General features: G+C 71.0%; 17 protein-coding genes and 1 tRNA gene. 2 read left to right on the forward strand and 16 right to left on the reverse strand.

Annotation, left to right across the window (positions count from 1 at the left end; translation table 11 throughout):
- Nucleotides 1-219: 219 nt before the first annotated feature.
- From KILIM_RS17050 to KILIM_RS25300, 7 genes are all read right to left on the reverse strand, one after another.
- Complete coding sequence (locus KILIM_RS17050) at nt 220-1,134, reverse strand: restriction endonuclease (RefSeq protein ID WP_006593979.1); 915 nt, start codon at nt 1,132-1,134, stop codon at nt 220-222.
- A gap of 107 nt (nt 1,135-1,241) precedes the next feature.
- Nucleotides 1,242-1,315 (reverse strand) — tRNA-Thr (locus KILIM_RS17055).
- Nucleotides 1,316-1,416: 101 nt separating this feature from the next.
- A complete protein-coding gene (locus KILIM_RS17060; protein WP_006593980.1) occupies nt 1,417-3,006 on the reverse strand; it encodes an alpha/beta hydrolase in 1,590 nt (529 codons plus the stop codon).
- 85 nt (nt 3,007-3,091) lie between these two features.
- Nucleotides 3,092-4,246: a DNA polymerase III subunit delta' gene (locus KILIM_RS17065; RefSeq protein ID WP_006593981.1), complete on the reverse strand. Its 1,155-nt coding sequence runs from the start codon at nt 4,244-4,246 to the stop codon at nt 3,092-3,094.
- On the reverse strand, nt 4,243-4,950 hold the full coding sequence (tmk, locus tag KILIM_RS17070) for a dTMP kinase (RefSeq protein ID WP_006593982.1): 708 nt from the start codon (nt 4,948-4,950) through the stop codon (nt 4,243-4,245). Before tmk ends, KILIM_RS17065 begins: the two co-directional genes overlap by 4 nt.
- Before the next feature lie 51 nt (nt 4,951-5,001).
- Nucleotides 5,002-5,193 (reverse strand): YjfB family protein, encoded by a 192-nt coding sequence (locus tag KILIM_RS17075; RefSeq protein WP_006593983.1) that lies wholly within the window; start codon nt 5,191-5,193, stop codon nt 5,002-5,004.
- Between the two features lie 200 nt (nt 5,194-5,393).
- Nucleotides 5,394-6,956: a GAF domain-containing protein gene (locus tag KILIM_RS25300; RefSeq protein ID WP_006593984.1), complete on the reverse strand. Its 1,563-nt coding sequence runs from the start codon at nt 6,954-6,956 to the stop codon at nt 5,394-5,396.
- Between the two features lie 221 nt (nt 6,957-7,177).
- Between KILIM_RS25300 and KILIM_RS17085 the strand changes: the two genes are divergently transcribed.
- Nucleotides 7,178-8,113: a hypothetical protein gene (locus tag KILIM_RS17085; protein ID WP_040563707.1), complete on the forward strand. Its 936-nt coding sequence runs from the start codon at nt 7,178-7,180 to the stop codon at nt 8,111-8,113.
- Here KILIM_RS17085 and KILIM_RS17090 read toward each other — a convergent pair.
- The 8 genes from KILIM_RS17090 to KILIM_RS24390 form a co-directional block, all read right to left on the reverse strand.
- Nucleotides 8,077-8,925 (reverse strand): dihydrofolate reductase family protein, encoded by an 849-nt coding sequence (locus tag KILIM_RS17090; RefSeq protein WP_217997129.1) that lies wholly within the window; start codon nt 8,923-8,925, stop codon nt 8,077-8,079. The two genes, KILIM_RS17085 and KILIM_RS17090, sit on opposite strands and share 37 nt — an antisense overlap.
- A complete protein-coding gene (locus KILIM_RS17095; protein WP_006593987.1) occupies nt 8,904-9,572 on the reverse strand; it encodes a class III extradiol ring-cleavage dioxygenase family protein in 669 nt (222 codons plus the stop codon). Before KILIM_RS17095 ends, KILIM_RS17090 begins: the two co-directional genes overlap by 22 nt.
- Nucleotides 9,569-10,459: a dihydropteroate synthase gene (gene folP, locus KILIM_RS17100; RefSeq protein WP_006593988.1), complete on the reverse strand. Its 891-nt coding sequence runs from the start codon at nt 10,457-10,459 to the stop codon at nt 9,569-9,571. Before folP ends, KILIM_RS17095 begins: the two co-directional genes overlap by 4 nt.
- A 2-nt stretch (nt 10,460-10,461) precedes the next feature.
- The gene (gene topA / locus KILIM_RS17105) at nt 10,462-13,251 is read right to left on the reverse strand and encodes a type I DNA topoisomerase (RefSeq protein ID WP_006593989.1); all 2,790 of its coding nucleotides are present in this window, start codon (nt 13,249-13,251) and stop codon (nt 10,462-10,464) included.
- Nucleotides 13,252-13,481: 230 nt separating this feature from the next.
- Nucleotides 13,482-15,017, reverse strand: a complete 1,536-nt coding sequence (locus KILIM_RS17110) for a DUF7059 domain-containing protein (RefSeq protein WP_006593990.1) — start codon at nt 15,015-15,017, stop codon at nt 13,482-13,484.
- Between the two features lie 20 nt (nt 15,018-15,037).
- The gene (locus KILIM_RS17115; protein WP_006593991.1) at nt 15,038-15,715 is read right to left on the reverse strand and encodes a GAF and ANTAR domain-containing protein; all 678 of its coding nucleotides are present in this window, start codon (nt 15,713-15,715) and stop codon (nt 15,038-15,040) included.
- A gap of 116 nt (nt 15,716-15,831) precedes the next feature.
- On the reverse strand, nt 15,832-16,668 hold the full coding sequence (locus tag KILIM_RS17120; protein ID WP_006593992.1) for a sigma-70 family RNA polymerase sigma factor: 837 nt from the start codon (nt 16,666-16,668) through the stop codon (nt 15,832-15,834).
- A gap of 187 nt (nt 16,669-16,855) precedes the next feature.
- Complete coding sequence (locus KILIM_RS24390) at nt 16,856-17,224, reverse strand: STAS domain-containing protein (RefSeq protein ID WP_006593993.1); 369 nt, start codon at nt 17,222-17,224, stop codon at nt 16,856-16,858.
- Nucleotides 17,225-17,358: 134 nt separating this feature from the next.
- Here KILIM_RS24390 and sftH point away from each other — a divergent pair, with 134 nt between their 5' ends.
- Nucleotides 17,359-19,695: a DEAD/DEAH box helicase gene (gene sftH / locus KILIM_RS17130; RefSeq protein ID WP_051988858.1), complete on the forward strand. Its 2,337-nt coding sequence runs from the start codon at nt 17,359-17,361 to the stop codon at nt 19,693-19,695.
- A gap of 62 nt (nt 19,696-19,757) precedes the next feature.
- Here sftH and KILIM_RS17135 read toward each other — a convergent pair.
- Nucleotides 19,758-20,022, reverse strand: a 265-nt coding sequence (locus KILIM_RS17135) for a hypothetical protein (protein WP_006593995.1), incomplete at its 5' end; no start/stop codon positions are given.

The raw sequence follows: 20,022 nt of genomic DNA on the forward strand, positions 1-20,022 counted from the left end.
AAAGCTAGCACTCTACGAGCGGAAGCTCCGACCTCAAGGACGGCACCCACGATCACACGTGTCCGTCACGAGACCTGACGATCCTCGCGTCGCTCGCCTGGCCAGAGAGGTCCTGAGCTCGTGACCCGCGCTTGGCAATACCCGCTCGCTGTCGAACACGGCGTGGCCGTCGAACTGCGCTGTGCTGCACTGGAGTAGCGCAGGGCGCTGAGCGACGGACTACTCGAAGTAGTCCTCGTCGATGTCCACAGCGCTGAACTTCTGCTTCTCCTGGACGCCGACGCGGTAGGTGATCATCAGCTCCACGAGCTTCGCGCCGTCGATCAGGATGACCCGGGAAGATACCTTCTTCGAGTAGTCGACGGCGCTTGCCGTGAACGTACTCGTCGTGAGGAAGACGCCGCGGGACGCAGCAAAGCCGTGTAGCGCTCCGACGAACGCTTGGATCGTCTCACGCCCGACGTTGTTTCCCTCCTTGTACCGCTTGGCCTGGATATAGACCTGGTCGAGGCCAAGCGCGTCCTGGTTGATCAACCCGTCGACGCCCTCATCGTTCGAGCCGCCGATGCGTCGCCCACGCTCGGCAACGCCGCCATAGCCCATCTTCAGGAGAAGGTCGATGACCGCCTGTTCGAAGAAGTCGGGATGACTGTTCCGGAGACGCTCGAGAAGTTCGTCGCCGACGCGCGCCTCGATGCGTGCGACGGCGTCCTCGATCACTTCGATCGGGTCGGAGATCTCGTCAGACGGCTGCTGGGGCCCACTCGGAGCTGCGGACTCGGCCTTCTTCGGCCAATACGGCCCGAATACCTCCCGCGCCAGAGAGCCATCGAAGCCCCGCGGATACTTCGCGAGTGCCTTCCTACCGTCGTCGTTGATGACGTAGTGCCCTCGTTCCGGCCGATCAACCCAATGCGCCTTGCCGAGGTGGCTCAACACCCAGCCCATCCGTTGCTCAAAGCGGGGACCGCCGGACTTGAGCGTCTCGGCTCGGGCATCCTCGCTCACTCCCGCGTGCTCCGCGACCGCGTCGAACACTTCCCGGCGGTGACGGCTCTTGCCATCGGAGAGAACCTGCAGTGTGGGCAGGACGAAGACGGGCCAGGTGGGGACGAGCGAGGCTTCCTCGGGCATGGGGATCATTATCTCAGCTGTTGACACTGGACCTCGTGAGCGTCGATCGGTCGAACTCGGGCCCGAACAACAGAAACGCCCCCCGGAGGACCGGGGGGCGTCATCTGAGCCGCTTGTCGGAATCGAACCGACGACCTATTCATTACGAGTGAATCGCTCTGGCCGACTGAGCTAAAGCGGCAGGTGCGAGCCGTGCGGGGCACGCTCGAACCAGTATACGGATGGCCCCAGCGGCGCCCAAACCGAGCGAGCCACGCGGCCCCGCCGCGACCCTCCCGCGCCTCAGCAGCGCAGGTCTTCCTTGGGTGGGGTGCCCTCGAGCAGGTACTTGTCGACCGCGGAGTCGACGCAGGAGTTGGAGCGCATGTAGGCGGTGTGGCCGTCGCCGTCGTAGGTGATCAGCGTGCCGCTCGACAGCTGGCTCGCCAGCTGCTGCGCCCACTCGTACGGGGTCGCCGGGTCGCGGGTCGTGCCGACCACCACGATGGGCGCGGCGCCGTCGGCGGTGATCTTCTCCGGCTGACCGGTGGCAGGCACCGGCCAGTGCGCGCACGTCGTCGAGCCGTACACCAGGAACGGTCCCCACGTCGGCGCCTTCTGCGCGAACTCCTGCCCCAGCTGCTGCATCTGCGTGAAGTCCTGCGGCTGCGCGCCCCGGTCCAAGCAGTTGACCGCCGAGATGACCTGCATGATGTTGCCGCCGTACTTGCCGTCGCTGCTGCGGTCGGCGTACTGCTTGGCCAACTCGAACAGGTCCGTGCCGTCGCCGCCCTCCAGCTGGCGCAGCGCGTCGGTCAGCCCGCCCCACGCCGTCTCGTCGTACATCGCCCGCGCCAACCCGAGGGTGGCCCAGCCCTCGGTGAGCTTGGTGACCCGCGCGTCGCCGGTCACCGGCACCGGATTGGTGTCCAGTTGCTTGAGCATGTCGCGCAGCTTCGTCAGCCCCGCCTCGACCTCGCCACCGAGCGGGCAGTTGCCATCGGAAATGCAGTCCTGCACGTAGGCGCGGGTCGCGGTCTCGAAGCCCACAGCCTGCCCCAGGTTCATCTGGTCGTTCGTCAGGTCCGGAGCGATGGCGCCGTCGAGCACCAGCCGGCCCACCCGCTGCGGGAACAACCCGGCGTACGTCGCACCGAGGAACGTGCCGTACGACTTGCCCAAATACGTCAGCTGCTCGTCACCCAAGACCGAGCGCAGCACGTCCATGTCGCGGGCCGCATCAACCGTCGAGACGTGCGGCAGCAGCTTGGGGTACTTGCTCTCGCAGGCCTGCCCGAACTGCTTGGACGCCTCGATCATCTGCTGGTACTCGGCCTCGTCGTCCGGAGTCGGATCGGCGCCCAGCATCTCGTCGGTCTTCACGTCGTCCAGGCAGACGATCGGCTCGGACCGGCCGACGCCGCGCGGGTCGAAGCCGACGACATCGAAGCTGCGGCGGATCTGCCCAGTGACGATCCAGTCGGCCATGTTGGCGTAGTCGACCGCCGAACCACCCGGGCCGCCCGGGTTGACCAGCAGCGATCCCTTCGCCGTGCCGGTGGCGGGAACCTTGAGCACCCGCAACTTGGTGGTGCCGGCGTCGGGGCTCGCGTAGTCGATCGGCACCTCCAGCCAGGTGCACTGCGAACCCTGCGTCTCCGGCTGCACGTCGTCGCAGGCGCCCCACTTCGGGGTCTGCTCGTAGAAGCGGCTCAGGTTGGCGGCCGGCTGCGCCGCCGTCGTACCCGGAGCGGCAGCGGTGCCGTCGGCGCCCGGGTCACCGGAGCCCGTGGTGCATCCGGCTGCGGTCAACGTCAAAGCCGCGACACCAGCCAGGACGACCCGGCCCCGGACCTGCACGCTGCGAGTGATCCGGGCGAAGACGCGGCTCACATGGACTCCTTCCGTGGCCGGCGTCGGCCCGTCGCGGGGACGGCGCAGCCGGCGTTTGTGTGCGGTGGACGAAGGGTGTTGGCGCTCACGCTACCGGGGCGGTTGACGTGATGCGCAGGGCGACCGCCATCGCCTCCAGGGCCAGCGCCGGGGGCACGTTGGCGTCGATCCGTTCGCGTGCCGTGGTGATCGCGTCCATCGCCGCCAACAGTTGAACCGGGCTGCGCTGCCGGACCAGCTTGTCGATCTCCGGGCGCAGGTCGTCGTTGACGAGCTCGACAGGGGCGGCCAGGTGCACCATCAACGCATCACGATAGATCGACATGAGGTCGATGAGGGAGCGGTCGACGACGTCGCGGGCGAACCGTGTCGCGCGCGTCTTCTGCTCTTTTTCCAGGGCCGCGATCCGGGCCCGCACCGCCAGCGGCTGAGTGCGGGCCGACGGATCGGCGCCCAAGGTCTCCAGCAGCCGGGCCCGCTCGGCGGCGTCGCGTTGCGCGCCCGCCGAACCGGACTCCTCGTCGGCGATCGAGACCAGGTCGGCGGCGGCGGCGACGGCATCGGCGGTCGTGCGGATGCGGTTGGCCAACAACACGGTGTCGCGGCGGCGGATGCGGGCACCCTCGTCGCGGGCCAGCCGACGGGCCAGCCCGATGTGGCTCTGCGCGGCGCGCGCCGCATACCGCGCCATCGGCGGGTCGATCCCGTCGCGGCGCTCCAGCAGCTGGGCCACCGCGGCCGTCGGCGGGGTCCGCAGCCGCACGTGTCGGCTGCGGCTGCGCAGCGTCACGATGACGTCTTGCAGGCTCGGCGCGCACAACACCCAGACGGTGCGCTCCACGGGCTCCTCGATGGCCTTGAGCAGCGCATCGGCCGCCCGCTCGGTCAGGCGGTCGGCGTCTTCGACGATGATGATGCGCCGCGGCCCCACCGACGGGCGGTGCGCCGACAGCAACGCCAACTCGCGGGCCTGCTGCACCTGGATCGACAGCCCGCGCGTGGCGACGACCTCGACGTCGGCGTGCGTACCGTCGAGGGCGGTGCGGCACTCCCGGCACTGGCCACAGCCCTGGTCGGGGCATAGCAGCGCCGCCGCGAACGCCCGCGCCGCGTTACTGCGCCCGGAGCCGGGGGGGCCGGTCAGCAGCCAGGCGTGCGTCATCCGCGCTGGATCGGCGACCGCCGCGCTCAGCGTCTCGACCGTGCGCGACTGTCCGACCAGATCGTCCCAGACGCTCACGGCCGCACCCCCGAACGCTCTGTGTGGCCGTCCGGCAGGCCGTCTGGAAGGGCACCGCGAAGGGCATCGATCCGGTCGCGAACGGCCGCTGACAGCGCCGCAGGCTCTGCGGTGGCGTCGAGTACGAGGTAGCGCTGCGGCGCGGCCTCCGCCAACTGCCGAAACCGCTGCGCGACCTGCTCGTGAAAACGCACCGACTCCGACTCCATCCGATCTTCTGGTGCCGCCGCGCTGCGCCGCCGCTGCGCGCCGACCGCGACGGGCACGTCGAGCAGCACCGTCAGATCGGGCACGAGCTCGTCGGTTGCCCATGCGGAGAGCCGCGCGACCTCGTCGGTGTCGAGGTCGCGGCCGCCGCCCTGATACGCGATCGAGGAGTCGATATAGCGGTCGCTGACCACCCACCGCCCCGCCGCCAGGGCGGGCCGTACGAGCGTGGCGGCGTGCTGGGCGCGGTCCGCCGCGAACAGCAACGCCTCGGCCCGTGGCACGGGGCCGCCGTCTTCGACGTGCAGCAGCAGCTCCCGCAGCCGCGTGCCCAGCGCCGTACCGCCGGGCTCGCGGGTCAGAACGTGTTCGACCCCGCGCTCGCCCAACCACTGGCTGAGCAGCGCGACCTGCGTGGACTTACCCGCGCCGTCGCCTCCCTCGAAGACGACGAAGACCCCGCGCGGGGCGGGGTCGTTGGCCGGGGTGCTGGTCATACCGGCAGCCTAGGCGAGGCCACCGACAAGCTCAGCCAACCTCAGGCAGGCTCAGGCGTAGGTGTTGACGTTGCGCCCCACGGCACCCTCGGTGGCCAGCGGCAGGGCCATCTTGTCGATGAGCTGCACGGCGGCGTTGGCTTCGACATCCATCGCCTTGCGCAGCAGGGAGACCTGCGCATCCTGCATGGCGCTGGCGTTGCGATTCATGAGGATGGTCTGGGCCAGAGCGGCGACGTCCATGTCCGAATGATCCTTCGAGTCGGGGCGAGCGCGGGGACGGCGCCCGGGTACGCACTCCCCATCGGCGCACCCGGTACCCACTTGAGCGACGGTCCTGTGGCACGCCCCACCCCAGATATACCGAGAAATGCCTACGGGTGAGGACACGCGCAGGCCGCCGCCCCAAGCGGGGGCGACGGCCTGGCGACGGGCAGTTTGGGTCAGCCCTGCAGCACGCTGCGGGTCACGGCGCTCTGCTCGGTGAGCACACCGGAGATGATGTTCTGCGCCTCGTTGATCCGCTCGACGGTCTGGGCGACACCCTGCAGGGCGTGCACGACCGAGCCGGCGTCACTCTGGATGGCCGAGACCTTGGAGTCGACCTCTTCGGTGGCCTTGGCGGTCTCGCGCGCCAGATCCTTGACCTCGTTGGCGACGACGGCGAAGCCCTTACCGGCGTCACCGGCGCGCGCGGCCTCGATCGTCGCGTTGAGGGCCAGCAGGTTGGTCTGCTCGGCGATCGACGTGATGACCTTGACGACGTTGCCGATCTCGACCGAGCTGGTGTTGAGGCTGTTGACGATCTTGCTGGCCTCCTCGGTGAGGCGCTGCGCGTCGGCGGCCACGTTCGAGGCCTCGACGACATTGCGCTCGACCTCGGTGATCGAGCTGAGCAGCTCCTGACCGGCGGTCTCCGTGCGGGCCTGGGCGCGGTGGCGCTCGATGGCGTTGGACACGAGGAAGGCGGTGTTCCGCAGCGCCCGCTCCCGGTCGCCGGACAGGACGATTTCCTTGGTGGTGAAGAAGTCCATGGTGCCGACGACGCTGCCGTGCACGATGATCGGCATGCAGACACCGGACTTGACGCCGGCGCGTTGCGCGGCGGGGGCGCGGACACAGTCGGTGACCAGGCCCAGGTCGGGCTCGAACACCATGTCGCGGCTCTTCCACGCGCGACCGGCCACGCCGACTCCCTCGGCGAAGGTCGCCTCGCGGGTGACCTGCTGGAACTCCGCCCCGGCGCCGCCGGACTCCAGCGAGTTGCGCAGCACGCGCTCGTTCTCGTCCAGTGCCCAGAAGGAGCCGTACTCCCAGCCGAACTCGTTGCGGGTGGTGTCCAGGGCGCCCTTGATGGCGGCCTCTTCGGTGTTGGAGTCGGCGATGACCCGCACGACCGCGTTGATCGCGGCCATGTCGTGCTCCATCTCCTCGCGGCGCTCGGCCTCCAGCACCCGCTCCAGCGCCTGCGACACGAGCTGACCGACGGTGTCGAGCACCGTCAGGCGCACCGGGCCGGGCACGTGCTCGGGGTCGGCCATGAAGTCCATCGTGCCGACGACCTGGTTCTCGCGGATCAGCGGGAACGCCACGGCGGCCTCGATGCCGGAGCGCTTGGCGACGGGGGCGCGGACACAGTCGTTGACCTGGGCGAGGTCGGCGACGAAGACGAGTTCACGCTGGGCCCACACCCGGCCGGCCAGGCCGACGCCCTTGGGGAACGTCGCGGTCTGGGTCACCTGGCGGAACTCGGGGCTGACCTGGCCGGACTCCTGGCGGAACTTCAGCACCTGGTCCTTGGGGTCGATCCACCAGCACGAGGCGTAGTTGCACTGGAAGGCGTTGCGCACAACATCGAGGGCGACCTGCAGCACGTCATGAGGGGTGCTCGCGGTCGCCATCCGCTGGGAGACGGTGTTCAGGGCTTCGACGTAGCCGCGAAGCTCCTCGTCGTGGTGACTGGAGGTCGCCTGAGCAGAGGCACCTCGGTTGCGGTTGCTGAACACTCAAGTCCCCTCATCGTGATGGCGCGCCCAAGGTCGAGACGAGCCTGCATGTCTTGTGGTCTATCGCCGCCCCCATCGACCAGGCTCGAAGATTCCTGAGAGCCCATTGGTCCCCAGCCACCTGCCGCCGGTGCGGGTTTCGCCACACCGGACCCACCCGACGGCGGCGCTGGGGACGCCCACAGCCTGCATCGACGCGGTGAAGTGCCGACACTGAAGGCATGAGTGTGCAGATCCTCACAGATGACGACGTCGGGCGATGGTTGACGCCGACCCGCACACGGGAGTGGATGCGCGCGGCCCTCAAGGCGCACACGTTCGGAGAACTGTCGGCGCCGGCGCGGGCCGACGCGCAGCTCGGACAGCGGCGGCTGCGGCTCACCGCGGGGCAGGCACACGCCCCGGAGGGGGGTTGGTTCGGCTTTCGCTCGTACCTGGCGCCCGGCGACGGCCGGGTCGAGGACGTGACCGTCGTCTACGACGAGGAGCGCGGCACCGTCAGCGGCATCCACGTGGGTTCTGCGCTGGCGCCGCGACGCTGCGGGTCGGTGACGGCCATCGCCACGGCCGCCCTCACCGCTCCGGAGGCCGACCGGCTCGGGCTCGTGGGCACCGGCCGGCAGGCCTGGCATCAACTGTGGGCGCTGGCCGACGTGCGCGACTGGCAGGAGGTGCGGGTGCACTCCCGCGACGCCACGCGGCGCGAGCGGTTCGCGCAGCGGGCCCGCGACGAGTTGGGCGTGCCGGCGGTAGCGGTGGCTCACGCGCGGGAGGCGGTCGAGGGGATGCCGGTCGTCGTGCTGGCGACGCACAGCTCGACCCCGGTGGTGCAGGCCGACTGGCTCGCGCGCGGCACCTACCTGGCCACCATCGGCCCCAAACAGGTGGGGCACCACGAGTTCGGTCTCGACCTGCTCGACCGGCTGGGGCTGGCCGTCACCGACTCCGTCGACCAGGTCGCCGGGTACAGCCCGCCGAACATCCTCACGACGACCCCCGACCCGCCGTGCCTGCTCAACCTCGGCGAGGTGCTGTGGCGGGGACTGCCGGAGGTCGACGGCATTCGCGGTCCGGGCGACCTCACCGGCTACTTCTCGGTGGGCTTGGGCGGAGCCGAGGCCTACCTGCTGGCGCAGGTGCTGCGCGAGGCCGGCTGACTGTCGCCCCAGCGGGCCGCAACCGACGGCACCCAGCGGCCGATGAGGGCGCCGTCGGCCTCCAGCAGCAGCACCGGCCGCAGATCCGCCAGTCGCGCCGGCACGCCGCCGCCCGCGAGGATGCGGGGGGCATCGCCGCCGGCCAACCGAGGCACGAGGGTTTCGCACCATTCGTCGAGCGCTCCGGCCGCGACGACGTCACCGAGCAGGTGCGGGCCGCCTTCGCACAGGAGGCGGTGGTAGCCGCGGTCGGTCAGCTCGGCGACGAGGCGGGCCGGGTCGACGCGGTCGCCCCCGGCGATCAGCACGCCGTCGACCCCGAGCGTCGCGCGGGCGCGGGCGAGCCGATCGGGCCCCGCGGCCCGCGTCGTGGCCAGCAGCACCGGTCCGCCGTGGGCTTCGATGGAGCCGTCGAGCAGCGCAGCCGGCACCTGCGCGCGACCGCTGACCACCACGAGCGTCGGATGCGGTGGGCGTAGGCCCCGCGCCGGCGCCCACTCGTCGGCGGTCCGGACGGGGCCGTAACCCTCGATCCGCACGGTTGCGGCGCCGGCGATGACCGCGTCGGACCAGGCCCGCAGCGAGGCGAAGACCGCCACGTCGGCGGAGGTGTTGATCGACCCGCTGCGCCCGTCCGATCCGCGCGCCGCGCCGTCCAGGGTGCTCACCATGTTCGAACGCAGCCACGGTTCTGTACCAGGTGTGAGATACAAGGATTGGAGCGCCAGCCGGCCCTGCGATGTCGCCAGGTCGATGACGCTGCCCGGCCCCGGTCCGGCTCCGGTGTCGTTCAGCAGGACTCGCATCGCCATCCGCCCACGACGTAGGCGACCCCGAGGTCGTCGTGCAGCTCGGCGAAGAGCGGAGCGACCCGCACCGGCAGCTCCGTGATCGCCCGCCCCGCCGCCCGCAACGCCGGCCGACCCTCGAGCAGCAACTCGGCATCCGACCCGCCGGCCGCCAGGCCCGCGAGCGCCGGGGCATCGCCGCAGCCCACCGCGGCGAGAAAGCGCTCGTCGAACGCCCGGGCCCGTTCGTCGGGCAGCCCCGGCGACCCCTCGTCCCGTCGCGCGCTGCCGTCCGCCAGCACCACGAGCAGCACCGGGCCCGGCTGCTGGCACAGTCCCCGCACCCGCTCGGCGGCCTCCTGTCCAGCCCGCTCCGCGTCGCCCACCACGACAGATTCGACGGCGGCCACATCGGTGACGCCGGCCGCGTCGAGCAGCTGTCGACCCACCCGCACCCCGAGCGGCGGCCCGCTGAATCGGGGCGAGGATCGCCCGCGCCCCGTCAGCACCACGATCCGCGGCTCGCCGCCCGGCCCGACGGTTTGCGCCAGCGCCTCCCGCAACGCCTGAACGCAGGCGGATCGCAGGCCAGCGGCCACGTCGATCGCGCCGGCGTTCTCCCGCAGCAGCAACGGCGGGTGCGGCAGGAAAACCACCGCGGCCAGGCTCATCGCAGCCCCCGCACGGCCACCAACGGGGGTGCGTCCCCGGCGATCGCGCGGGTCATGTCGAGCGCCTGACGCACGGCCGCAACATCGTGCACCCGGTGGATGCGCGCGCCGAGCCAGGCTGCGACGACCGTGGCGGCCAGGGTGCCGGGCAGCCGCTCGTCCGTGGGCAGGTCGAGGGTTTCGCCGACGAAGTCCTTGCGGGAGACCGACACGAGCACCGGCCAGCCGAGCGCGACGAGCTCACCGAGGCGGCGGGTCACCTCCAGCGAGTGCGCGGTCGTCTTGGCGAAGTCGTGAGCTGGGTCGACGATGATGCGGCGCGGATCGACGCCGACGTCCAGCGCCCGCTGCGCCAGCCGGGAACAGTCGCGCACGACGTCGGCGACGACGTCGTCGTACTCGATGCGGTGCGGATTGGTGCGCGGCGCGATCCCGGCGGTGTGCGTGCACACGAGCGCCACGTCGAACTCGGCCGCCACCCGCGCCAGCTGCGGGTCGGTGCCGCCCCAGGCGTCGTTGAGCAGGTCCGCCCCGGCCTCACAGGCCCGTCGGGCCACACCGGCCCGCCACGTGTCGACGCTGACGATCACCTCGGGCCACCGCTGCCGCACGAGCCGCACCAACGGCACCACCCGCTCGATCTCCTCCGCCTCGTCGACCGGGGGTCCGTGCCCGGCCTTGACGCCGCCGATGTCGACGATGTCGGCGCCCGCGGCGACGGCCTGGGTCACCCGCTCCAGCGCGCGATCGAGCGCCCACGTGGAGCCCCGGTCGTAGAACGAGTCCGGGGTGCGATTGACGATGGCCATGACGAGCCGGTCCGAGCGCCCGACGACCCGCTGCCGCAGCAGCAGCGTCCCGTCGTCCGGCGCGCCAGCAGCCGACACGCTCAGCCCTTCGACGTCGGGCTGGTCTTCTTCGCGGTGGCCTTCTTGGCGGTGGTCTTCTTGGCCGTCGTCTTCTTCGCGGCGGTCTTGCGCGTCGTCGTCTTCTTGGCCGTGCGTCGGGTCGTCGGGCCCTTGGCGCGCTTCTCGGCGAGCAGCTCGAAGCCCCGCTCGGCGGTGATCGTCTCGGGGTCGTCGTCGCGGCGCAGGGTCGCGTTGGTCTCGCCGTCGGTGACGTACGGGCCGAAGCGCCCGTCCTTGACCACGACCGGCTTACCGGAGACGGGGTCTGCGCCCAGTTCGGCCAGCGGCGGCTTGGCGGCGGCCCGGCCGCGCTGCTTGGGCTGGGCGTAGATCGCCAGCGCCTCCTCCAGGCTGATGTCGAAGAGCTGCTCTTCGCTGGTCAGCGAGCGGGAGTCGGTGCCGCGCTTGAGGTAGGGCCCGTAGCGGCCGTTCTGCGCGGTGATCTCCTGGCCTTCGCCGTCGAGCCCGACGACCCGCGGCAGCGACAGCAGCTTCAGCGCCGTGTCGAGGTCCACGGTGGACAGCTCCATGCCCTTGAACAGGCTGGCCGTGCGGGGCTTGGGCTTGGCGACCTTGCGGCCGCGCTTGGGCTTGTCGGCCTCGGTCGTCGACGCCGCCGGAGTCTGCGGGTCGGGCAGCACCTCGGTGACGTACGGGCCGTAACGGCCAGCCTTGGCGACGATCTCGTGCCCGCTGACCGGGTCGAGCCCGAGCACCCGTCCGTCGTCGGAGGCCAGCTCCATCAGCTCACGCGCGCGCTCCGGCGTCATCTCGTCGGGCGCCACGTCGTCGGGCACGGACGCGCGGCGGGGCTGCTCGGCGTCGTCGGCCAGGTCCTGCACGTAGGGGCCGTAGCGGCCGACACGCACCACCATGCCGTCGCCGAGGGGGATCGTGCTGATCTCGCGGGCGTCGATGTCGCCGAGGTCTTCGACGAGGGCGCGCAAGCCCTCCTGGGAGCGTGCCTCGTCGCCGAAGTAGAACCGCTGCAGCCAGTCGACGCGGCCGAGGTCGCCGTTGGAGATCTCGTCGAGGTCCTCCTCCATGCGGGCCGTGAACTGGTAGTCCACGAGCCGCGGGAAGTGCTCCTCGAGCAACCGGGTCACCGCGAACGCCAGCCACCGCGGCACCAGGGCGTTGCCGCGCTGCCCCACGTACCCGCGGTCCTGGATCGTCGTGACCGTCGCCGCGTACGTCGACGGGCGGCCGATGCCCAACTCCTCCATGGCCTTGACGAGGGTCGCCTCGGTGTACCGCGGCGGCGGGCTCGTCTCGTGGCCGTCGGCCTGCGCGTGCGGGATGTCGAGGCGCACGCCCTCGCCCAGCTTGGGCAGACGGCGGTTCTGTTCACGCGCCGTAGCGGCTGCGCTCTCCTCCTCGTCGCGGCCTTCTTCGTAGGCGGCCAGGAAGCCGCGGAAGGTGATGACGGTGCCGGAGGCGGAGAACTCGGCCACCTCGCGCGGGCCGCCGGCCGCCTCCACACCGGAGAGCGGCACGCTGATCTTCACCGAGGCGGTCGAGCCGCGGGCATCCGCCATCTGGGAGGCGATCGTGCGCTTCCAGATCAACTCGTACATGGCGAAGTCCTCGCCCCGCAGCTCCCCGGCGACCTGCGCCGGAGTGCGGAAGCGGTCGCCGGCGGGGCGGATCGCCTCGTGCGCCTCCTGGGAGTTCTTCACCTTCTTCTCGTAGCGCCGCGGCTGCTCGGGCACGTACTCGGCGCCGTACATGTCGCGCGCCTGGCTGCGCGCCGCGGTCAGCGCTGACTCCGACAGGGTCGTGGAGTCGGTGCGCATGTAGGTGATGTAGCCGTTCTCGTACAGCCGCTGTGCCACCCGCATCGCGTTGCGGCTGCTCAGCCGCAGTTTGCGGGAGGCCTCCTGCTGCAACGTGGAGGTCATGAACGGCGCGGAGGGGCGGCGCGTGTACGGCTTCTCGGCGACCTCGGTCACCGTGCCGACCGCGGCGGCAACGGCGGTCGCGACGGCGGTGGCGCCGGCCTCGTCGAGGTGCAGCGCGGCGGCGGTCTTGAGGGTGCCGTCGTCGGCGAAGTCGCGCCCGATCGCCACCCGGGCGCCGTCGACGGCGCTGAGCCGGGCGCCGAACTCCTCCCCGGCGGCGGCCTGCGGGGCGAAGCGCGCCGAGACGTCCCAGTAGGAGGCCACGCGGAACGCCATCCGCTCGCGCTCCCGCTCGACGATGATACGGGTCGCGACCGACTGCACGCGCCCGGCGGACAGGCCCTGGCGGACCTTGCGCCACAGCACCGGCGAGACCTCGTAGCCGTAGAGGCGGTCGAGGATCCGGCGGGTCTCCTGCGCGTCGACCAGGCGCGTATCCAGGTCGCGGGTGTTGTGCACGGCCCGCTGGATGGCCTCCTTGGTGATCTCGTGGAACACCATCCGCTTGACCGGAACCTTGGGCTTGAGCACCTCCTTGAGGTGCCAGGCGATGGCCTCACCCTCGCGGTCCTCATCGGTCGCCAGCAGCAGCTCGTCGGCCTCCTTGAGGGCCCGGCGCAGCTCGGTGACCTTCTTCTTCTTGTCCGAGTCGATGACGTAGTACGGGTCGAAGTCGTTGTCGACGTCGACGGCGAACTTGCCGTACGGACCTTTCTTCATGTCGGCGGGCAACTCGCTGGGGTTGGGCAGGTCTCGGATGTGACCCACCGACGCCTCGACGTCGTACCCATCCCCCAGGTAGGCCGCGATCGACTTCACCTTGTTCGGTGACTCCACGATCACGAGCCGTCGCTGTTGGCTGTTGCTCACCTGCTGGTCCTCCGGCTCCTCAAGACTCCCCCGATCTGGACACCCCGAGGTCCGGATCGAGTGGATCGATCTGAGCCGCGACACGCCCTGCGCTAGGCACCGTAACGCCTATCGAGGGCATCGGCGGAATTGCCGAAGGTCCCCCGACCTCGATCCGCGAGCGCTCCGCAAGCACTTCTGGGCGCTTTGCAGGCCCGCTGACCTGCGACGCGGCGCGATCGTCGACCCGGTCAGTCCGGCACCAAGATCCCGTCCGCGACGAGCGCCCGAATCACCGCCACCTGGTCGTGCTGCGCCCCGGAGCCGGTGTCCTCCTCGGGCTCGACCTCCGGCTCCGTCGCGGCCAGGACTGCGTCGATCGCGGCCAGGGCCGCCCGCGCGCTCAGGTCGCCGTCGCAGACCGACAGCAGCGCGGCCGTCGTCGTGTCCACCTGCCGACTCACGCGCAGCCCGCCCCCTTGGCGCACCAGCATGACCTGCGGCTGCGCATCCGTCGGCCGACGATGGGATTCCAGCGTGACGTCTGGCGCGACAACCCACGCGACGTCGAGCACCGCGTCGTCGTCGTGCTCGGCCAGCCAGGTGCGGGCGGCCATGCCCGCCAACACGGTCGGCCCCATCGGCGCGGCCACCGGGCCGGTCACCTCCACGAGGTCCACGAAGGGCTCCCGCTCGACCTGCGGCCGCTGCAGGGTCACCACACCGAAGCCGACCCCTTCGACGCCGCGGTCCGTGAAGTCCGCCAGCCAGGCCGCGTACAGCTCGTCGTGGATCCACGAGCCCGGCAGGTGGCCGCCGTCGCGCGCCCAGAGCTGGGCATACTGCGCCGGATCCTGCACCTCGCGCTGAACCACCCAGGCGTCCAGGCCCGTGCCCGTCAGCCACTCGTGCCAGCGGTCGCGCCAGTGCGCGCCGTCGCGGATCTCCCAGTTGCCGATGAAATGCGCCACGCCACCGGGGGCGAGCAGCGCCCCCACACCGCGCACCACGTCCTGCACGATCTCGTCACCGGCGCGCCCGCCGTCGCGGTAACTGAACATGGGCACCCGCGCCGCCCGCGGCGTGATGACGAACGGCGGATTGCTGACGATGAGGTCGAAGACCTCTCCGGCCACCGGCTCCATGAGGCTGCCCGCCCGCAACTCCCACTCCTGGCCCGCCAAGGCGGCGTTGAACCGGGCGAACTCCAGGGCGCGGGCGCAGATGTCGGTCGCCACGATCTGCTCGCAGTGGTCGCGTAGGTGCAGCGCCTGGATGCCGCAGCCCACCCCGATGTCCAACGCCCGGCGCACCTGGGGGCGCGGGGTCCACGAGGCGAGGGTCAGCGAGGCTGCCCCGATGCCGAGCACGTGGTCGGGCTCCAGCGGTCCGCGCCGGCTGGAGACGGACAGGTCGGAGGCGACCCACCAGTCCTGGTCCTGCGTCCCGTACGGCCGCAGATCGCACAGGGCCGCCACGTCCGCGCCCGAACGCTGCGCCAGGCCCAAAGCCAGCAGACCCTGCGCCCGCAGCGTCGGCAGGGCGGCGTCCACGGCCTCGAAGGGCACCTCCACACCCAGCGTGAAGAGGCGGATAAGTGCCGACAACGGGTGCCCGTCGTCGCGGGTGGCGCGCTCGGCAGGCAACGCCTGCTCGCGCATGAGCGCTCCGGCGACGACCGGCCCGAGGTGCGCCTGCACTCCCGCCACCGTGAACCCCGCCGCCATGAGATCGGCGCGCAGACGCGGCAACAGATCGGGCACGACGATGGGCGTGGGGGTGCTCATGGCACGACACTCTCACGCCGCTACTCCGGCAGCGCGCGCTCCTGCACGACGTGCTGGGCAACACTGCGCAGTTTGATGTTGCGGTCCTGGCTGTAGCGGCGCAGCACCGCGAAGGCCTGCTCCTGGTCCAGGTCGAAGCGCTCCATGAGAATGCCTTGGGCCAAGCCGATGAGGTGGCGACTCTCCATGGCCTCCCGCAGGCCCGACTCCGTCTGCGCCGCCGCCAGCGCCACGGACGCGTGGCCCGCGAAGATCCCCCCGATGGCCGCGTCCGCCGGGGTGAAGTGATTCGGCTGCGCGGAGTACAGGTTCAGCGAGCCGATCGTCTGCTGACGGGTGAACAGGCGGATCGAGAGCACGCTGCGAACGCCGAGATCGACGACGGCGCGGCTCCAGACCGGCCAGCGATCCTCGGTCATCGTGTCGGCGATGATGAAAACCGACTGCGCCTCGATCGCTTGCAGGCACGGGCCCTCTCCGACTTCGATCTGCAGTTCGTCGGCCCGGCGCACCAGTTCGCTCGTGACAGCGGCAGTCTCGACCCGCTTGCCCTTGTGCACGACCATGACGCCGCACATGTCGCAGTCGACGGTGGCCCGGGCCAGCTCGGCGATGCGGTCCAACGTGGCGCCGACACCGTCGGCCCCGTGAAGAGCCATGGCGATGTGCGCGAAATCGGCAGCACCTGCCTCGTTCACTGCACCTCCTCGAAGTGGCCTGAATCGAACAAGCCTCGGTCGAGGCCCGCCACAAGATTCTCGCAAATCTGACATTCGTGACGCCGAGGGCCCCCTGCTACGAACAGGCTAGGACCTCAACCCACCTCGGCCGGCTCGCTCAGTTCGTCGCGCAGACTCGAGAGGATGCGGGTCAGCAGGCGAGAGACCTGCATCTGGCTGACCCCGATCTCGTTGCCGATCTGCTCCTGGGTGAAGCCGCGGACGAAGCGCAGCAGCAGGATCTTGCGGTCGCGATCGCTGAGCATCTCCAGAGCTGGACGCAGCATCTCGCGGTCCTCGACGTGTTCGTACTCGGCCGACTCATCGACGAGCAGGTCTGCGAGCACGACGGTGGAGTCACCGGGGCCCGTCGCGTCGAGCGACAGGGCGCTGTAGCAACCGTCGGCCAACTCCAGTTCACCGAGCTCGCTGAGGGAGACGTCGAGGGCTTGCGCGACCTCGGCGTCGGTGGCCGGGCGCCCGAGGTCGTGTTGCAGGCTGGCGCCCACGTTCACGGCCGCCGCGCGCAACTCCTGCAGGCGGCGCGGCGGTCGCACCATCCACCCGAAGTCCCGAAAGTGGCGCTTGAGTTCGCCGGAGATCGTGGGAACGGCGTATGCGAGGAAGGCGGGGCCTTCGCCCTGTTTGTACCCTTGTGACGCTTTGACGAGGCCAAGATAAGCGACCTGCAGCAGGTCGTCCGATTCGATGCCGCGAGCCCGGTAGCGCGCGGCGATCGCCTCGGCGACGGGCCCGTTGAGCAGGACGACCTCATCGAGCAGAACCTGGCGCTCGGACTCGGGTGCATCCGCCGCGCGCGCGAGCAGATCCGCTGTCAGCGCATCGCGCTCGACGGCGGGGAGTTCGGTGACTCGCCGACCGCGCAGCTGCTCACAGGTGCGGGCGGTCGCCGAGTAGAGAGTGCGGGGCACGTGTCTCCTGCCTGACAGCAGTTGTACGACTCGTGGCTCCTGGGCTGGACCACCATGGGGCGACTTGACGAGGACTCAGACCACGCGCGCGCAATAAACGAGGTCGCCGACCCTCTTCACCTTAGGAGAACCGACGGGGCCAGGAGAAGGTTCCACACTTACCCACCCGTTAACTCCCTGAAACGGGTCAGTCGTCGAGAGTCCGGCTGTCCTGCGAGCGGGTAGCCGAGACGGCGTCGTCGCGCGACGGCGCGGTCTCGAAGATCTCGTCGAGCCCGGTGATGGCCATGATGCGCAGCACTCGCTCGGAGGGAGCCACCAGTCGCATGGAGCCGCCGTGGGCGCGCGCCAAGCGGAGCACGCCCACCAGGACACCAAGGCCGGTCGAGTCCATGAAGGGGACACCCGACAGGTCGAGCACCAGGTGCCGCTGGCCCGCCGCGACGTACATCTCCAGTCGTTCCTGCAGCGCGGGGGCGGACAACGCGTCGATGTCGCCCTGCACGTCGACGATCGTGACGGGCCCCTCATTCGTGCAGGACAACAGAAGTTCCACCCGTGTCTCCTCACTCTCGACGGGAGTCGAGAGCACTGTATCGAGCCAGGCTCGCCCCACCCAGGCCCCCCCAGAGCCTCCTGTGGGGCGAGCGACCCCGGCTTGTCGGTGCCGACACCTACCGTGGAGGCACCATGAGCACTTCGACGCATCCAGTGGTGGCCGCCGCGACCTTCGACCCGGTCGACGCGGGGCTGGCGGTGCTGCGCCGCGCCGAGCACGCACGCCTCGCCCACGTGGCCCGGCTGCCCGCGCGGGAGGCGCGGTTCGCGCAGTACCCAGCATGGGTGGACGGGCAGCTGCGCGGCGAGCTGACGGAGCGGGGGGTGGCGCGGCTGTGGTCGCATCAGGCGCAGGCGGCGCAGGCGCTGCACGAGGGGCGCCACGTCGTGCTGACGACCGGGACGGCATCCGGTAAGAGCCTGGCCTACCTGCTGCCGGTGCTCACCGATATCGCCGCGGCGCAGCAGTCCTGCGCCGGGCGCGCGACGGCGCTCTACCTGTCGCCGACCAAGGCCCTGGGCGCCGACCAGGCGCAGCACATCGAGGCCTTGGGCCTGTCGCACGTTCGGGTGGCGACCTACGACGGGGACACTCCGAGCGACGAACGCCGCTGGATTCGCAGGCACGCGGGGCTCGTGCTGACGAATCCGGACATGCTGCACGCCGGCATGCTGCCCGCGCACGAGGCGTGGGCGAGCTTCTGGCGGGGGCTGCGATACGTGGTCGTCGACGAATGTCACGTCTACCGTGGGGTGTTCGGCGCGCACGTGGCAGCGGTGCTGCGGCGGCTGCGGCGAGTGGCCGCGTACTACGGTGCGGCCCCGACGTTCGCGCTGGCGTCGGCCACGATCGCCGAGTCGGGGGCGCACGCGCAGCGGTTGACGGGGCTGCCGGTCCAGCCGATCACCGACGACGGCTCGCCTCGAGCGGCGATGACGGTGGCGTTCGTCGACCCGCGGACCGCCGCCGGCCCGGCGGCGGACGAGCCGGTGAGCGCCTTGACCCGGGCCGGTGACCTGCTGGCCGACCTGGTGGGGCGCGGCGTGCAGACGGTGGCGTTCGCGCGTTCTCGGCTCGGGGTGGAGGTCGTGGCCGACCGGGCGACCCACCGGTTGGAGTCGCTCGATCTGGGCCTGGCATCGAGCGTCGCCGCCTATCGAGGCGGTTACCTTCCCGAAGAGCGGCGCGACTTGGAGGCCCGGCTGCGCGACGGTCGACTGCGGGGGCTGGCGGCGACGAGCGCGCTCGAACTGGGCATCGACATCAGCGGCCTCGACGCCGTGGTGTTGGCCGGTTGGCCGGGGACTCGGTCGGCGCTGTGGCAGCGGGCGGGGCGCGCGGGCCGTTCGGGTCGCGAGAGCCTGGCGGTGCTCATCGCCTCCGACGATCCGCTCGACCACTTCCTCGTGGGGCACCCGCAGGCGGTGCTGGGAGCCGGCTCGGAGGGGTGCGGCATGGATCCGCAGAACCCCTACGTGCTGCTCCCGCACCTGGCGGCGGCGGCCGCGGAGGTGGCCTTGACGCCCGCGGACGAGGCCTACTTCGGCCCGCAGGTGGGGCCGCTGGCGCAGGAGTTGGTGCGTCGTGGGCTGCTGCGGGCTCGCCGCGGCGGTTGGTACTGGACCCGTCAGGAGCGGGCGACCGACCTGACCGGGCTGCGCGGGGCGGGCTCGACGGTCGAGATCGTGGAGTCGCTCAGCGGGCGGGTGCTGGGCACCGTCGATGTGCCGCGGGCCGATGCGGTCGTGCACACGGGAGCCGTGTACGTCCATCAGCAGCGGCCGTACGTCGTCACCGACCTCGACCTGGTGGGCGGCACGGCGCTGGTCGCCCGCGGCGACCCGGGCTGGCGCACGCAGGCCCGATCGGTGGGCGCCTTCGACATCGTCGGCGTGCTGAGTTCGCGGGCCGCCGGTCCGGTCACCGTTGCGCATGGGCACGTGACCGTGCGTCAGCAAGTGACCTCGTTCCTGCGCCGCGCACCGGACGGGTCGGTGCTGGGCGAGCATCCGTTGCAGCTACCCGAGCGACAGTTACCGACGCGGGCGACGTGGTGGACGATCACCCCCGAGGCGTTGGCGGCGGTCGGGGTGGCGCAGGCCGCCGTTCCCGGGGCCGCGCACGCCGCCGAGCACGCCGCGATCGGCCTGCTGCCGTTGGTGGCGCAGGCCGACCGCTGGGACATCGGCGGGGTGTCGACGGCGCTGCATCCCGACACCGGGCTGCCGACGGTCCTCATCTACGACGGGCACGCCGGCGGCGCCGGAATCGCCGAACGCGGCTTTGAACAACGGCAAGACTGGCTGCGCAATACCCGCGCGGTGGTGGCCGACTGCCCGTGCGAATCAGGGTGCCCCGCGTGCGTTCAGTCACCGAAGTGCGGAAATGGCAACGAGCCCCTCGACAAAGCCGCATCCGTACTCTTGCTGGACCTCCTTCTGACCGAATGTTCCGGCGACTCGCACTAACGATTTCCTCCTTTTGGCCGCAGCCTGATCTGACGGCCCACGAAGCGGCTTTCGCGGGGCCCTCACTTCGATCCGGCGATCGCGTGGCCGCGCGCCGGCCCGAAGGTGTCCAGCGGTGGCGGCACGTCGACGGCCGTTTCGACCTCCACCGATCCGGGCGATCCCAGCGAACGGCCGGTGCCGCCGCCGGATTCGGAGGCCGGGCGATCGCGCGCTCCGCCTGTCGCCACGGGCAGGCTCACGGCCGCCCCGGCGCCGGCGGCCCGACACCGGGTCATCCGGGCCCCGTTGTCGGCGGCCACCTGCCTCGCGACCCGGCAGACCGCC

Origin of the sequence: Kineosphaera limosa NBRC 100340, assembly GCF_000298215.1 — a bacterium.
Lineage (GTDB): Bacteria > Actinomycetota > Actinomycetes > Actinomycetales > Dermatophilaceae > Kineosphaera > Kineosphaera limosa.

Bases quoted from the DNA above. Each gene is read 5' to 3' on its own strand.
- KILIM_RS17110 (WP_006593990.1), bottom strand. From the start codon at position 15,017: ATGAGCACCCCCACGCCCATCGTCGTGCCCGATCTGTTGCCGCGTCTG.
- sftH (WP_051988858.1), top strand. From the start codon at position 17,359: ATGAGCACTTCGACGCATCCAGTGGTGGCCGCCGCGACCTTCGACCCG.
- tmk (WP_006593982.1), bottom strand. From the start codon at position 4,950: ATGACCAGCACCCCGGCCAACGACCCCGCCCCGCGCGGGGTCTTCGTC.
- KILIM_RS17095 (WP_006593987.1), bottom strand. From the start codon at position 9,572: ATGAGCCTGGCCGCGGTGGTTTTCCTGCCGCACCCGCCGTTGCTGCTG.
- KILIM_RS17090 (WP_217997129.1), bottom strand. From the start codon at position 8,925: ATGGCGATGCGAGTCCTGCTGAACGACACCGGAGCCGGACCGGGGCCG.
- KILIM_RS17075 (WP_006593983.1), bottom strand. From the start codon at position 5,193: ATGGACGTCGCCGCTCTGGCCCAGACCATCCTCATGAATCGCAACGCC.
- KILIM_RS17085 (WP_040563707.1), top strand. From the start codon at position 7,178: ATGAGTGTGCAGATCCTCACAGATGACGACGTCGGGCGATGGTTGACG.
- KILIM_RS17050 (WP_006593979.1), bottom strand. From the start codon at position 1,134: ATGCCCGAGGAAGCCTCGCTCGTCCCCACCTGGCCCGTCTTCGTCCTG.